Here is a 12,735-nt window from a genome sequence, read left to right as displayed (position 1 = left end):
GCTCGGATGAAAACGGTGATCGTCGGTGGAGTGGCAGGCGGGATGTCTGCGGCTACGCGGTTGCGTCGGCTTGACGAGAGCATGGAGATCGTGGTTTTCGAACGCGGACGATACGTCTCGTTCGCCAATTGCGGGCTGCCGTACTACGTCGGCGGGGTGATCGGCGACCGGGACTCGTTGCTGCTCCAGACGCCGGAATCGCTCGCTTCGCGTTTCGCGCTGGACGTGCGCGTGGAACACGAGGTCACCTCGATCGACCCCGACCGCAAGGTCGTGCACGTCACGGATCTCCGCGATGGCACGCCCCGGGAACAGTCCTACGACTTCGTCGTGCTCGCCGGTGGTGCCACCGCCTCAGTCGTCGATGCGGCCTCAGCCATTCCGAGTTACACCCTCCGGAGCGTCGATGACGTCGATCACATCACGGCCACCCTCGCGGCCATTGCCGGGCAGGCTCGGGCCGTGGTCATCGGCGGCGGATTCATCGGCCTTGAAGCCGTCGAGAACCTGATCGGGCGCGGGGTGGGGGTCACTCTCATCCAGCGAGGCGCTCATGTCCTGTCGCCCCTCGATCGCGAGATGGCGGCGCCCGTTCTCACGGTGCTCCGCCAGCACGGTGTCGACGTGCGCACGGGCACGACCGTAGTGTCCGCATCCGACGGCTTCGTGCTCTTGGATGACGGATCCCGGGTGCGCGCAGACCTCGTGATCGAAGCAAGCGGCGTTCGACCCGAGGTGTCCGTCGCCCGCAGCGCCGGCATCACCATCGGACCGACCGGAGGGATCGCCGTCGACCGGCGGCAGCGCACCAGCGACCCGGCGATCTTCGCCGTGGGCGACGGGGTCGAGAAGATCGACGCCGTCGACGCCTCCCCCACCCTCGTCACGATGGCTGGGCTGGCGAATCGTCATGGGCGGGCCGCCGCCGATGCCATCGCGGGCCACCCCGAGCCGGCCTGGCCGGCCCTCGGCACCTCGATCGTCGGGGTCTTCGAACTCACCGTCGCCATGGTCGGCTGGAGCGAGAAGCGACTCATCGCCGCTGGCCGGGCACACCGGGTCATCCACACCCATCCCGCTTCCCACGCCACCTACTATCCCGGTGCCGAGTCCATGGCGCTCAAGCTCCTCGTCGACCCGGAAGACGACTCGATCCTCGGCGCGCAGATCGTGGGTGGGTCGGGTGTGGACAAGCGGATCGACGTGATCGCGACGGCCATCGCTGGCGGGCTCACCGCATCCTCCCTCGCCCACCTCGAACTCGCCTATGCACCGCAGTACGGCTCCGCGAAAGATGCCGTGAACATGGCCGGCTATGTGGCGGACAATCTCAGCACCGGGATGACGAGATCGGTGCAGTGGCACGAATTGGACGCGGTGCGCGGCAACGGCACGGTGCTCGTGGATGTGCGCAGCTCAGCGGAATTCGCCGCGGGTTCCATCCCGGGCGCGGTCAACATCCCGCTGGAAGAGCTTCGGCTGCGTCACGTCGAATTGGAGGGTCGCCCGCTCGTCGTGCACTGCCAGGTCGGCCAGCGCGGACACACCGCGACTCGGCTATTGACCCAGCTCGGGCATGACGTCAGAAACCTCGACGGCGGCTACCAGACCTGGGTCGCAGGCATGTCCACCTTCGACCGTGAACCCGAGTCGACGCTCGTATGAACACCACCCTAGGAGATACCGAATGAACACCACTGCCCCCCTTCCCGAGGCCGGGTCGGCGGAGTCCGCCGCCGAGACCAAGAAGATCCTCAATCGATTGCGGAGGGCGCAGGGACAGCTCACCGCGGTGATCGCTGCCGTCGAGAACGGTGGCGACTGCAAGACGGTCGTCACCCAACTCGCGGCGGTATCCGGCGCGCTCGACAAAGCCGGCTTCACCATCGTGTCGTCAGCGATGCGCCGATGCGTCGCCACCCCGGATGATCCGGACAACACGCTCACGGTCGATGAACTCGAGAAACTCTTCCTCACGCTCGCCTGAGTCTCGGGCCAGAAAAAACAGATGAGGGATGATGGAGTCTGCCGGGTGAGGGAGACTGATTCCAGCGCTTCTCGAAAGGCATCTCGATGACCGTACTGACCAGTATCCCCAGTCCCCCTTACGCGTGGTCCCAGTTCCACCTGGGGCCGCTCACGGTTCACACCTACGCGATCTGCATCCTGACCGGCATCGTCGCGGCAGTCTTCATCACCCAGCGCCGGCTGAGCAGCCGGGGTGCGGAGCCGGGGGTCGTGCTCGACATCATCATCTGGGCGGTGCCGATCGGCATCGTGGGAGCGCGTTTCTATCACGTGTTCACCCACGTCGGCGATTACTTCTTCCCCGGCGCGAACCTGTGGAACGTCTTCGCGATCTGGGACGGCGGTAACGCCCTCTACGGTTCACTGCTCGGCGGTGCCCTCGGCGCCTACATCGGCTGCCGGCGCCACGGCATCCGCTTCTGGTCGTTCGCCGACGCCCTCGCCCCGGCGATGCTTGTCGCCCAGTCCCTCGGCCGCTTCGGCAACTACTTCAACCACGAACTCTTCGGGCTGCCGACCACGCTCCCGTGGGGACTTCAGATCGAGTCCACCAATGCCAAGTTCCCACCCGGGCTCGCCGCCGGCACCCTGTTCCACCCGCTGTTCCTGTACGAGATCATCTGGAACCTGATCGGTGTCGGGATCATCCTGCTGGTAGAGCGCAAGCTGCACCTGCGCTGGGGCCGGGCCTTCGCTGTCTATCTCATCTGGTACGGACTCGGCCGCAGCTGGCTCGAAGCGATTCGCATCGACCCGACGAGCGACGGATTCCTGGGGATCCCCGCCAATGTCTGGGCCTCCTTCGTCGCGGTCGCCCTCGGTGTCGCGCTCTTCGTCATCCAGAGCCGACGCCACCCCGAACCCGAACGTTCGGCCATCCGCGACGGGTGGGTCCCTCGCGCGATGCGTGGCGCTTCGCCCGCCGAAACACCGGGACCGAGCGCATCCGAAGAATCCGTGGAAACCACCCCTCGGCGATGACGGTCAGGCGACTCCGGTGATCCTCCACCGCGCCAAGAGGTAGCTCACCGTGACGGCGCCGGCCACACACAGCAGGGTCGGCACCAGGAGGGCGGGACCCTGGTTCGTGAACTCGATCACGAGCACGATCGCGGTGAAGGGCGCCCGCATGGTGGATGCGAGGAAGGCCGCTGCCGCGACGAACGCGAATGCCGCCACCGGGCCGCCCGGCCAGAAGAGCCCCCACAGTCCACCGAGGGCGGATCCGAGGCTGGCACCGATAGCGAGTGACGGGGTCAGCGTGCCACCGGCAGCGCCGCTGCCGATGGTCGCGGTAGTGGTGACGAGCTTGACCAGGGCCAGCAGGCCGAGAATGCCGAATGGCGCAAGGCCAGAGAATGCCGTCTGGCCGAGCGCTCGCCCGTTGCCCAGCACTTCGGGGAAGGGCAGGGCGATCAGTCCGACGATGGTGAACACGGCCGGCATCACCAAGAGGATCCACCAGGATCGCGGTCGCACCCGTTCCGCCACTCGCACCAACCGAACGAATCCCACCGCGGCGAATCCGAGCAGCGGGCCGGCGACCAGCGCCCAGACGAACAGTGACGGAGACAGGTCGAACCGCGGCATCACGTAGAGCGGTGCGGTGGGAACCGCGATCCGGGCGACGATGGTCGCGATGGCAGCCGTCGCCAGGGCAGGCAGGGCGGTGGCGAAACTGATCTCTGCCAGCAGGATCTCCACGGCGAAGAGCGCACCACCGAGCGGAACGTTGTACACCGCCGCGAGCCCGGCTCCGGCACCGCAGGCGATCAGGATGCGACGTTCTCGGGAGGTGACTCCCGTCTTCTCGCTCAGCCAGCCCGCGATGGCGGCGCCGAGTTCTCGCGGTGCCACCTCCCGCCCGATCGAAGCCCCGAGGCCGACGATGATCACCTGGAGACCGGCATTCGCGAGGGTCGGGAGCGCCAGCATCCGTTTACCGGCGATGCTCTGCTCGACAGAGACGACCGCAGCACCCCAGCGGCGAAGCGCCCACCACCCCACACCCCCGATCGTTCCGGCGACCGCGAGCGCTGCGACCCGCAGTCCGGGAGGCGCCTGGCTCACGCCGTCGAGGAGTGTGCCGGACGAATAGCCGTAGGCCAGATGTTCGATTCCCCGCAGGGCAAGGCTCACGAGCAGGCCGCTCACTCCGGCACCGATACCGACCAGCGCCGTCACAACGATCAGGCGGAACACCCAGGCGACGGAGGAACGGCGCGCAAGGGTCACCTTCTGATCGTAGCCACCCTCATCCCGCCTCAGCGATCACCGGGCCACCAAAGAGAAATAGCCCCGAAATCACGAAGATTTCGGGGCTATTTCGGAGTGCGGAGCCGGTGGGATTTGAACCCACGGTACCCTTACGGGTACTCCACCTTAGCAGGGTGGTGCACTAGGCCGAACTATGCGACAGCTCCATGTAGTCGACTGCAATCATAGCGGCACTGGGACCGAGGGCCCATTCGGCCCCCTGAACTGGGGAAGCATCCACCCCCGGACTGGGGAGCCGTTCCACGCTCCGCGATGCCCGACGCAGACCTAGAGTGAGGTCCAGAGTCCGCATCACTGCGCTCCGGGAGCAGACGAGGGGGGACCATGATGTTTTCCCCGTCCCTCGCCGCGGCCGGACCGGCCATCGGCATCCTGATCATCGCGATCGGTGTCGTGTTGCTCGTCGCCGCCGTTCTGCTGCTGCGCTATCTCGGCCGCGAAGACAGGTAACGCCCTAGTTGTTCACCTTGGAGCAGGTGTAGTCCGCCGCGGTTTGTCCGAGCACACCCGTCAGCGCATCCGCCGGCGGGGTCGAGGCACTCGGGGAAGCCGATGGTGCCGGGGCCGCCGAAGGCCCAGGAGCGGCGCTCGGTTCCGTGACGGATCCGCGACCCGTGCCGGAGTCGAGGGAGAACGGCTCATCGGCTTTGATCTTGGCGAAGAGTGCCGTCGCGATATCCTTCAGCGGCGCCACCTTGCCCGAGTAGACCCCGCCGACGCCGGTCGTGCTCGGATACTGCACGAACGTGATGCGGTCGAGCGGGATGCCCTTCAACACGAGAGCGAGCGACGCCATCGTGTTCACGTTCTTCAGGCTGTTGGACAGCGTCATATTCTGGCTGGCCGCCGTGGCGATGCCGTACAGCTTCGTGAAATTGGTGAGGGTGTCATTGCTCTTGACGGTGCGCACGAGGGAGGAGAGGAACACCTGCTGCGAGCTGATGCGCCCGAGGTCGCTGCCGTCTCCGACCCCGTGGCGACTGCGCAAGAAGGCGAGGGCATCCGCTCCGGCCAGGGTGTAGGTGCCGGCTTTCGGCAGACTGATGCCGCTGTACTTGTCGATGAGCGGACCGTTGATGCACACGGGCACACCACCCACGGCCGTCGACATCTGGATGACGCCCTGAAACGTGATCAGCGCCGCGAACGGGATGTCGAGGCCGGTGAGGGTCTCCACGGTGAGCACGGTGCAGGCCAGGCCGCCGTAGGCGAGGGTGTTGTTGATCGGCTGGGCGGACATCGCGTTGTAGTTGCCCTTGCCGTCCTCGCGGGGGCAGGCGGGGATCGGCACCACCATGTCGCGGGGAATGCTCACGGCGACCGCGTTGGACTGGTCCGCCGCCACGTGCACCAGCATGGTGACGTCGTTGAGCACCCCGTCGTCCTTGCCGAACTGCGCGCCCTGGCCCGCGCGGGTGTCGCTTCCGACGATCAGCATGTTGAATCCGCCCTCGAACGACCCGAGGTCTGGCGGCGGACCCTGAGTCTCTCCGGGCAGGGCGACGTACTTGGCGTTGTTCGTGATCTGGGAGACCGCGATTCCGGCGACGGATGCCACGCTCACGGCGACCACCGCGAGTGCCGCTCCCACGAACTTGAGCACCGTCACTGCCGGACGGGAGCGCCGAAGCTGGCCGTGCCGGGCGATGCCGTCGATCGAGCGGGAACGAGGACGTAGGTCGCTCATAGCGGATCCTTTCGGCGAGGCCGCGCTGAGCGCGGGGCAGGGGGCAGGGGAGGGGAATCGAGTCTGGGGGAGTTTACACGGGCACCTTTTGTGCCGGGTTTGCGCGGCGGGCTCGGCGGCTCAGCCGAGAGATCGGCGGCGGCGCAATCCCTCGACGACAGGAGGACTCAGTTGGCGTGCCCATCGCTGGTACGACGTCGCGTCGTACAGGCGGGGTTCGTGCGAGACATCCCCGATCTCGAACTCGAGAGTGGTGACGTTCGGTTCGTTCTGCACGACTCGCCTTGTTTCCTGATTGAAGACTCGCGCCCGGGCACTCGCCCGGCGCGCAGGGCGTTCGCGGAAGAGGGGCGAGGACGTCGGATCCGCGATCAACACGAGAAAGACCTGACCGCCGGGCGACATGCGCTCCTGCAGCAGCCTGAGGGTCGCGATGAGGCTCTCTCTCCAGGAACTCAGGGACGTGAATCCGAAGGATTCGTTGACTCCAACGGCGAGGATGACCGCCGCGTAACCGTTCAGATCGATGGTGGCGAAGTGGGCGGGAACGAATCTGAGGAGGAGGGAGGGGAGCGGTAGGACATCCAGCACTACCCCGCGCTCAGTAGCCGCACCCAGATGGCGCGCGAGATGCCCGCCGACCCCGAGTGAGTGGCTTGCCACGCCGTAACCGGTGACGACACCGGACCCCGCGAGCAGGATCCGGTCCGGGTCCGGACCCTCGATGACGATCTTCGGAGCGTCCTCTGGCAAGGGGAGCGAACCCAGACCCCCTTGGCGAAGGGCCACGAGGTTGGTGAGGGCGACAGCGACGGATTCACGGAGTACCCGCCGCGATACCGGGTCGTTCATGACGCTCCCGCGCGCGACCATCGCGGAGAGTACGCAGGGAAACACCGCATGGCTCCGGTCCGCTTCGTCGGTGAATCGTCGGGTGTGCCGGACTCGTGCTCCGGCTCGAGCACAGTTTAGTTCAATTGGCGAACTACTCGATGGTCAAGACGCTATTTTGTGGTCCGTTCCGCGTGCCATCCGCGCGACAGTTCGCACCCCTCACCCCTATGCTGGGGCAACCCATCTGCCGCCGACTACCGCCGGGAGCACCATGATCGTTCCACCCGCCCGAACCGCCGCGGCTCTCACTGTGCTGTTGCTGGGCGTCGCGGCACTCAGTGGCTGCACCGGTGGTTCGCCACCCCCGCCCCCGGCCTCGGTGTCGGTGTCGGTAGAGCCGTCGGCGAAACCATCGCCATCGACCACCCCCGGGGTGGTCATCGGCTTTCCCCGGGAATGCGCCTCGATCATCCCGAAAGCCGCCTACACCGCGACATTCGGAGACACCCCGCTCAACGATCCCGGGGTCATCGACGCAGCGGACGCCGACACCGTCACCCCGACGCCGTCGCCTCCCGGCGCCCCGGCCGGCACCGTTCTCGCCAATGCCGTCGAACTGCACTGCGTGTGGCGCGATCCCGGGGCAGACATCACTTACCTCGAGGTGACCATGGCGCACGCCGATCACGGCCTGGCACTCGGCTACCTCGCCGAGTTGGCCGGTAAGAACTACGGCTGCACCGACTCGCTGGGCGGCCGATCCTGCACCCTGGTGAAGCCGAACGAGCAATACCCGGTCGATGAGGGCTACACCAGCTTCGTCCGTGATGATGTGTATCTCTCGATCTCGGAAGCCAATTTCGCGTCCCCGAACCTGCTCTCCGATCTCGTGGGAGCGCTCTGGAAGTAGGCCCGGCACGAGGTCGGCGGCGGAAGCTACCCTTGCCGACATGACCCAGTGCGTGGCGGATGACCGCGGCCCGTGCCGCGCGGAGGCGGATCCGGGCGCCCCTCTCGGCCTGTGCCGCCAGCACCTGCTCGCGGCCCACGACTGGGTGGTGCAGGGCGTCGGCATGACGGACCGGTTGCCGTCACCCTGCCTCGCCTGCGGATCACGGCTCGGCGTGCGCTACCCCTCCGGCTGGCTCTGCGCCATCTGCGAGTGGAAGGTCGGCGACATCCCCGACCACGACGCATCGACGCTGCGTGTGGATGTCGTCTACTACATCCTGTTTCGCGGCCGCATCAAGATCGGCACCTCGGGCAATCCGCGAAGCCGCCTCGCAAGCCTGCCCTGGGAGGAGCTGCTGGCCTTCGAGCGGGGAGACCGCCTGGTCGAACAGCGGAGGCATGCGCAGTTCGCGAGCCACCGCATCCCCCGCACCGAATGGTTCGAGCAACATGACGCGCTGCTGCAACACATCAACGAGTTGCGCGCCGGGGTGGATGACCCCTGGGCGCAGTATGCGCTCTGGGTGAGTCGCCGGGTGGCGCTGCTCTGACCGGGGGCCCGGCCCAGCGGTTCTGGTTATTGTGGGGACATGGCTTTCGTCTCCGACCTGTTCGATCCCACCGTCTGGCGCGAGGTCGACGGCTTCGGTGAACTCACCGACATCACCTACCATCTCGACCCCAAGGGCCAGATCGCGCGCATCGCGTTCAACCGCCCCGAGGTTCGCAACGCGTTCCGGCCGCAGACTGTTGACGAGCTCTACCGCGCACTCGACCACGCCCGGCAGAACACGGGGGTCGGTGTCGTCCTCCTCACCGGCAATGGTCCGAGCCATAAGGACGGCGGCTGGGCATTCTGTTCCGGTGGCGACCAGCGCATCCGCGGACGGGACGGCTACCAGTATGCGGACGGCACCGCGTCCACCGGTCGCCTCCACATCCTCGAAGTCCAGCGCCTCATCCGCACCATGCCCAAGGTCGTGATCGCGGTCGTGCCGGGCTGGGCTGCCGGCGGCGGTCACTCACTCCACGTGGTCTGCGACCTCACGATCGCGAGCGCCGAGCACGGCCGCTTCAAGCAGACGGATGCCGACGTCGGCTCGTTCGACGGCGGCTACGGCAGCGCCTACCTCGCCCGGCAGGTCGGGCAGAAGTTCGCCCGCGAGATCTTCTTCCTCGGCCAGGAGTATTCCGCCCAGCGCGCCTACGACATGGGCGCCATCAATGCCGTCGTGCCGCACGCCCAGCTCGAGACCACCGCCGTGGAGTGGGCGCGCACCATCCTCGGCAAGTCGCCCACCTCCATCCGCATGCTCAAGTTCTCGTTCAATGCTGTCGATGACGGACTCGCCGGCCAGCAGGTGCTCGTCGGCGAAGCCACGCGGCTCGCCTACGGCACGGACGAGGCGGTGGAGGGCAGGGATGCCTTCCTGGAGAAGCGCGACCCCGACTGGTCGCCGTACCCCTGGCAGTTCTGACCGGCTGGCGGTTCTAGCGACCCACGCGTCCGAAGTTGCCCGCGATCGAGCGCAGCACGATCGGTTTCGCCCCGATCCACGCGGCGACCATCAGCACGATCGACGCGGCGAAGATCCAGAATCCGGTCCAGCTGTAGCCGTTGTTGACGGCGTACATGTGATTGAGGTTGTTGATCGCGCCGGTGGCGAGCACGAGGGTCACGTGCACCACGATGAAGGCAACGAAGAACAGCATCACGGGAAAGTGGATCGCGCGGGCGACCGGGAGCGGGAAGATGCGGTCGATCGGCTTGAAGCGGACGGCGAGTCCCGGTGACATGCGGATCCCCGTCACCAGCGCGAGCGGGGCGGCGATGAAGACGACGAGGAAGTAGCTGAGCACCTGCAGCGCGTTGTAGTTCGCCCAGCCGTTCTCGACCGGCCAGCCGAGGGAGGCGTACTGGAGGCCGGCGGAGATCGCGTTGGGGAAGACATCCCAGCGGGTGGGGATGATGCGGGTCCACTGCCCGGTGGAGAAGATGAGCACGTAGAACAACACGCCGTTGAGCAGCCACAGCGTGTCGATGGAGATGTGCATCCACAGGTTGAGGCTGATGCGCACGGGCTGTCCCGGGGTCTTAATCAGGCCGGAGTTGTTGCGGGTCCAATACGCATCCGGTCGTTTGGTGGTGCGCACGAGCCAGCCGCTGCGAATGATGAAGAGCAGGAAGAAGGCATTGAGCCCGTGCTGCCAGGCCAGCCAGGCCGGGAATCCGACCGGGGCGAAGCTCGGAAGTTGCGAGGCCCCCGGGAACGACCTGAGGAACGACTGGCCACCATCCGAGGCCCGGATGCCCCGGGCTGCGAGCACCAGCAGGAAGAGCCCGACGAGCACCAGGGGCACGATCCAGACCAGTTTGAACCACCGGCTCTCGCGAAAGCCGGACATCGTTTCTGCCAGTGCCATCACTCTGCGCGTGCGCCGAGGGCGTCGATGAGCTGCGGCACGACGGTGAACACGTCGCCGACGATACCGAAATCGGCGATGTCGAAGATCGGCGCGTCGGCATCCTTGTTGATGGCCACGATCGTCTTGGCGGTCTGCATCCCCGCCCGGTGTTGGATCGCCCCGGAGATTCCCAGCGCGACATAGAGCTGGGGCGAGACCGTGATGCCGGTCTGGCCGACTTGGCTGGTCTGCGGCACGTAGCCGGCATCGACTGCGGCCCGGGATGCCCCGACCGCGGCGCCGAGCGCGTCCGCGAGTTGCTCCACCAGCGCGAAGTTGGCCTGCGAACCGAGCCCGCGACCTCCGGAGACCACGCGGGTCGCGCCTCTCAGCTCGGGACGGTCGGTCGCGACGACGGCGGCGTGCACCGCGTCGATCACGGCGGCGGGAGCGGCGTCGACCGTGATCGACTCCGTCGTGAGGGTGGGCGATGCGGCTGCGGCTCGGGCGTCGATGGCCCCCTGGCGCACGGTGACGATCGCTGGTCCGCCCCCGGGCACGGTCGCCTCGACGGTGTAGGCCCCACCGAACACGGAATGGGTGGCGATGACGGCGTCGCCGTCGACGCGCACGTCCACGACATCCACGAGCAGTCCGGTGCGCAGCCGCACGGCGAGCCGTCCCGCGATCTCCCGTCCGTCGATGGAATGGGCGAGCACGATCGCCGACGGCTGAAGCGCTGCAGCCGCCGCCTCGAGCGCGGCGATGTGGGGGGCGATGAGCAGGCTGCCGGCCTGATCGGTCTCCGCAATGTAGACCTGGGCCGCACCCAGCGCGCCGAGCTGCGCGGACAGCGAATCCCCCCGGCCGGGAGCCGAGGCGACCACCGCGACGGGCGTGCCGAGTTTGGCTGCCGCGGCGATCAGCATCGCAGCGGTGTTTCGGATCTCGCCGGTGGCGGAGGTCTCGATGAAGGCGAGTGCAAGTGTCATGGTGATTCCCCGGCTCAGATCAGGCGTCCGGCGGCGAGGAACTCTGCGAGCTCGTTGCCCGCGTTCCCCTCATCGACGATCTTCTTTCCGGCGGTGCGCGCCGGGCGCTCGGTCGTGCTGGTGACTTCGGTACTCGGCGCGAATCCGGAGGAGTCGAGCCCGAGGTCGGCGAGAGTCCAGACATCCAGCGGCTTCTTCTTCGCCTTCATGATGCCCTTGAAGTTGGGAAAGCGCGCCTCCGCGGAGGCCTCGGTGACCGAGATCACCGCGGGCAGCGAGGCATGCACGGCCACAGTGCCGTGCTCATCGCCCCGCACTCCGCTGATACCGTCAGCCCCGAATTCCACCGAGTCGAGGTAGGTCATGCTCGGCACCCGGAGGTGCTCGGCGATCATGGCCGGGACGACACCGCCGCGACCATCCGTCGCTTCGTTCCCGGCGATCACGAGGTCGAAACCGCTCTTGGTGATGGCGGCGGCGAGCACTGCGGCCGTGCGGGACAGGTCGGAGCCGGACAGGGCTTCGTCCTTCACGTGGAGCGCGGCATCCGCTCCCATCGCCAATGACTTGCGAAGGATTTCGGTGACGGTCGAGGGGCCCATCGAGAGAGCGATGACCTCGGCGTCGTGAGAATCCTTGTACTGGAGGGCGACTTCGAGCGCTCGCTCGTCGATCTCGTCGATCACGGCGTCACTCGCCGAGCGATCCAATTGACCCGTCGAGGTGTCGAGCCTGCGCTCGCCCCACGTATCGGGCACCTGCTTCACCAGCACGATGATCTTCATTGATTGGCCCATTCCTCGAATACGAAGCGATCTTACGTGGCCGATACCCCCGGTGCCATGTGGTTGCACCTCCGACCATATACAACTAGTTCCTAGTAGTTTAGATCCCTACACCCTGTGGATAGCGCGGACGGGAGGATCCAACGGTGCCAGGTTCGACACCCCTCTCCAGCGATCCCATCGCCGAGGCGAAGCGCCAGTGGCTGAGCCACGGTTGGCCCGAAGCCGCCGACGGCATGGCCGCCGTGACCTCCCTGATGCGCGCCCAGCAGCTGATGCTCGGTCGGGTAGAGGGCACGCTGAAGCCGTTGGGCCTCTCATTCGCCCGCTTCGAGATGCTCACGCTGCTCAGCTTCACCAAAGACGGCCAGCTGCCGATGGCGAGCGCCGGTGCCCGCCTCCAGGTGCACCCAACCAGCGTCACGAACACCGTCGACAGGCTCGAGCGCGACGGCCTGGTGACCCGGTCGGCGCACCCCACCGATGGCCGTGCGACCATCGTCACGATCACGCCGGCCGGGCGCGAGGTCGTTGCGGGAGCGACGCCCGCCCTCAATTCCACGGTCTTCGAACAGCCGGGGATGTCGGGGCAGGACCTCTCCGAGCTCATCCGGATCCTCGCGCGCTTCCGGCGCCAGGCGGGCGACTTCGTAGACCCCCCGGTGCCGCCGGATCCGCTGTAGTCGCTACCGTCAGTCGCTTGTCTTTGTGGGGCGGAGGGCTAGGGATTCGAACCCCCAAAAGTGCCCATATTGCGGTTGATGGTTTCCAAACA

At 66.9% G+C, this 12,735-nt stretch carries 14 protein-coding genes and 1 tRNA gene; 8 read left to right on the top strand and 7 right to left on the bottom strand.

The features are described 5' to 3' along the window. Window positions 1-6: 6 nt before the first annotated feature. The 3 genes from ABIB54_RS01275 (at window position 7) to lgt (ending at window position 3,009) form a co-directional block, all read left to right on the top strand. A complete protein-coding gene (locus ABIB54_RS01275; protein ID WP_354573714.1) occupies window positions 7-1,665 on the top strand; it encodes an FAD-dependent oxidoreductase in 1,659 nt (552 codons plus the stop codon). 22 nt (window positions 1,666-1,687) lie between these two features. After that, window positions 1,688-1,987, top strand: a complete 300-nt coding sequence (locus ABIB54_RS01270) for a metal-sensitive transcriptional regulator (RefSeq protein WP_354573713.1) — start codon at window positions 1,688-1,690, stop codon at window positions 1,985-1,987. Between the two features lie 86 nt (window positions 1,988-2,073). Next, window positions 2,074-3,009: a prolipoprotein diacylglyceryl transferase gene (gene lgt / locus ABIB54_RS01265; RefSeq protein WP_354573712.1), complete on the top strand. Its 936-nt coding sequence runs from the start codon at window positions 2,074-2,076 to the stop codon at window positions 3,007-3,009. Between the two features lie 3 nt (window positions 3,010-3,012). Here lgt and ABIB54_RS01260 read toward each other — a convergent pair whose 3' ends face one another. Together ABIB54_RS01260 and ABIB54_RS01255 are read right to left on the bottom strand one after the other, a co-directional pair. Beyond that, entirely contained in the window at window positions 3,013-4,263 is a 1,251-nt protein-coding gene (locus ABIB54_RS01260) for a chloride channel protein (protein WP_354573711.1), read from the bottom strand. Window positions 4,264-4,362: 99 nt separating this feature from the next. Further along, window positions 4,363-4,451, bottom strand: a tRNA-Ser gene (locus ABIB54_RS01255). A 178-nt stretch (window positions 4,452-4,629) separates the two neighbouring features. Between ABIB54_RS01255 and ABIB54_RS01250 the strand changes: the two genes are divergently transcribed. Then, window positions 4,630-4,755, top strand: a complete 126-nt coding sequence (locus ABIB54_RS01250; RefSeq protein WP_354573710.1) for a hypothetical protein — start codon at window positions 4,630-4,632, stop codon at window positions 4,753-4,755. A gap of 4 nt (window positions 4,756-4,759) precedes the next feature. On the opposite strand, the gene ABIB54_RS01245 is transcribed toward ABIB54_RS01250, so the two are convergent. Continuing rightward, complete coding sequence (locus tag ABIB54_RS01245; protein WP_354573709.1) at window positions 4,760-5,992, bottom strand: LCP family protein; 1,233 nt, start codon at window positions 5,990-5,992, stop codon at window positions 4,760-4,762. Window positions 5,993-6,112: 120 nt separating this feature from the next. Next, the gene (locus ABIB54_RS01240) at window positions 6,113-6,844 is read right to left on the bottom strand and encodes an SGNH/GDSL hydrolase family protein (protein WP_354573708.1); all 732 of its coding nucleotides are present in this window, start codon (window positions 6,842-6,844) and stop codon (window positions 6,113-6,115) included. A 253-nt stretch (window positions 6,845-7,097) separates the two neighbouring features. Here ABIB54_RS01240 and ABIB54_RS01235 point away from each other — a divergent pair, with 253 nt between their 5' ends. Genes ABIB54_RS01235 through ABIB54_RS01225 form a run of 3 tightly spaced genes read left to right on the top strand, consistent with a single transcriptional unit; the run spans window position 7,098 to window position 9,255 of the window. After that, window positions 7,098-7,736 carry a hypothetical protein gene (locus ABIB54_RS01235; protein WP_354573707.1) on the top strand — a complete coding sequence of 213 codons (639 nt, stop codon included), beginning with the start codon at window positions 7,098-7,100 and terminating at the stop codon, window positions 7,734-7,736. A gap of 40 nt (window positions 7,737-7,776) precedes the next feature. Next, window positions 7,777-8,328: a GIY-YIG nuclease family protein gene (locus ABIB54_RS01230; RefSeq protein ID WP_354573706.1), complete on the top strand. Its 552-nt coding sequence runs from the start codon at window positions 7,777-7,779 to the stop codon at window positions 8,326-8,328. Between the two features lie 39 nt (window positions 8,329-8,367). Continuing rightward, a complete protein-coding gene (locus ABIB54_RS01225; protein ID WP_354573705.1) occupies window positions 8,368-9,255 on the top strand; it encodes a 1,4-dihydroxy-2-naphthoyl-CoA synthase in 888 nt (295 codons plus the stop codon). Between the two features lie 13 nt (window positions 9,256-9,268). On the opposite strand, the gene ABIB54_RS01220 is transcribed toward ABIB54_RS01225, so the two are convergent. Genes ABIB54_RS01220 through ABIB54_RS01210 form a run of 3 tightly spaced genes read right to left on the bottom strand, consistent with a single transcriptional unit; the run spans window position 9,269 to window position 11,960 of the window. Continuing rightward, on the bottom strand, window positions 9,269-10,201 hold the full coding sequence (locus tag ABIB54_RS01220) for a cytochrome b/b6 domain-containing protein (protein ID WP_354573704.1): 933 nt from the start codon (window positions 10,199-10,201) through the stop codon (window positions 9,269-9,271). After that, window positions 10,201-11,175: an electron transfer flavoprotein subunit alpha/FixB family protein gene (locus ABIB54_RS01215; RefSeq protein ID WP_354573703.1), complete on the bottom strand. Its 975-nt coding sequence runs from the start codon at window positions 11,173-11,175 to the stop codon at window positions 10,201-10,203. Before ABIB54_RS01215 ends, ABIB54_RS01220 begins: the two co-directional genes overlap by 1 nt. 14 nt (window positions 11,176-11,189) lie before the next feature. Further along, window positions 11,190-11,960: an electron transfer flavoprotein subunit beta/FixA family protein gene (locus tag ABIB54_RS01210; protein WP_354573702.1), complete on the bottom strand. Its 771-nt coding sequence runs from the start codon at window positions 11,958-11,960 to the stop codon at window positions 11,190-11,192. 146 nt (window positions 11,961-12,106) lie between these two features. On the opposite strand from ABIB54_RS01210, the gene ABIB54_RS01205 reads away from it, so the two are divergent. Beyond that, window positions 12,107-12,643, top strand: a complete 537-nt coding sequence (locus tag ABIB54_RS01205) for a MarR family winged helix-turn-helix transcriptional regulator (RefSeq protein WP_354573701.1) — start codon at window positions 12,107-12,109, stop codon at window positions 12,641-12,643. Window positions 12,644-12,735 lie beyond the last annotated feature (92 nt).

Source organism: Frigoribacterium sp. UYMn621, assembly GCF_040549525.1.
Taxonomy (GTDB): Bacteria; Actinomycetota; Actinomycetes; order Actinomycetales; family Microbacteriaceae; genus Lacisediminihabitans.
The sequence above is the reverse complement of the archived record's forward strand: the minus strand, read 5'-3'. Positions and strand labels throughout refer to the sequence as shown.

Coding starts and splice junctions, on each gene's coding strand:
- ABIB54_RS01235 (WP_354573707.1), top strand. CDS start 7,098: ATGATCGTTCCACCCGCCCGAACCGCCGCGGCTCTCACTGTGCTGTTG.
- ABIB54_RS01240 (WP_354573708.1), bottom strand. CDS start 6,844: ATGAACGACCCGGTATCGCGGCGGGTACTCCGTGAATCCGTCGCTGTC.
- ABIB54_RS01230 (WP_354573706.1), top strand. CDS start 7,777: ATGACCCAGTGCGTGGCGGATGACCGCGGCCCGTGCCGCGCGGAGGCG.
- ABIB54_RS01220 (WP_354573704.1), bottom strand. CDS start 10,201: ATGGCACTGGCAGAAACGATGTCCGGCTTTCGCGAGAGCCGGTGGTTC.
- lgt (WP_354573712.1), top strand. CDS start 2,074: ATGACCGTACTGACCAGTATCCCCAGTCCCCCTTACGCGTGGTCCCAG.
- ABIB54_RS01270 (WP_354573713.1), top strand. CDS start 1,688: ATGAACACCACTGCCCCCCTTCCCGAGGCCGGGTCGGCGGAGTCCGCC.
- ABIB54_RS01225 (WP_354573705.1), top strand. CDS start 8,368: ATGGCTTTCGTCTCCGACCTGTTCGATCCCACCGTCTGGCGCGAGGTC.
- ABIB54_RS01250 (WP_354573710.1), top strand. CDS start 4,630: ATGATGTTTTCCCCGTCCCTCGCCGCGGCCGGACCGGCCATCGGCATC.
- ABIB54_RS01275 (WP_354573714.1), top strand. CDS start 7: ATGAAAACGGTGATCGTCGGTGGAGTGGCAGGCGGGATGTCTGCGGCT.
- ABIB54_RS01210 (WP_354573702.1), bottom strand. CDS start 11,960: ATGAAGATCATCGTGCTGGTGAAGCAGGTGCCCGATACGTGGGGCGAG.
- ABIB54_RS01245 (WP_354573709.1), bottom strand. CDS start 5,992: ATGAGCGACCTACGTCCTCGTTCCCGCTCGATCGACGGCATCGCCCGG.
- ABIB54_RS01215 (WP_354573703.1), bottom strand. CDS start 11,175: ATGACACTTGCACTCGCCTTCATCGAGACCTCCGCCACCGGCGAGATC.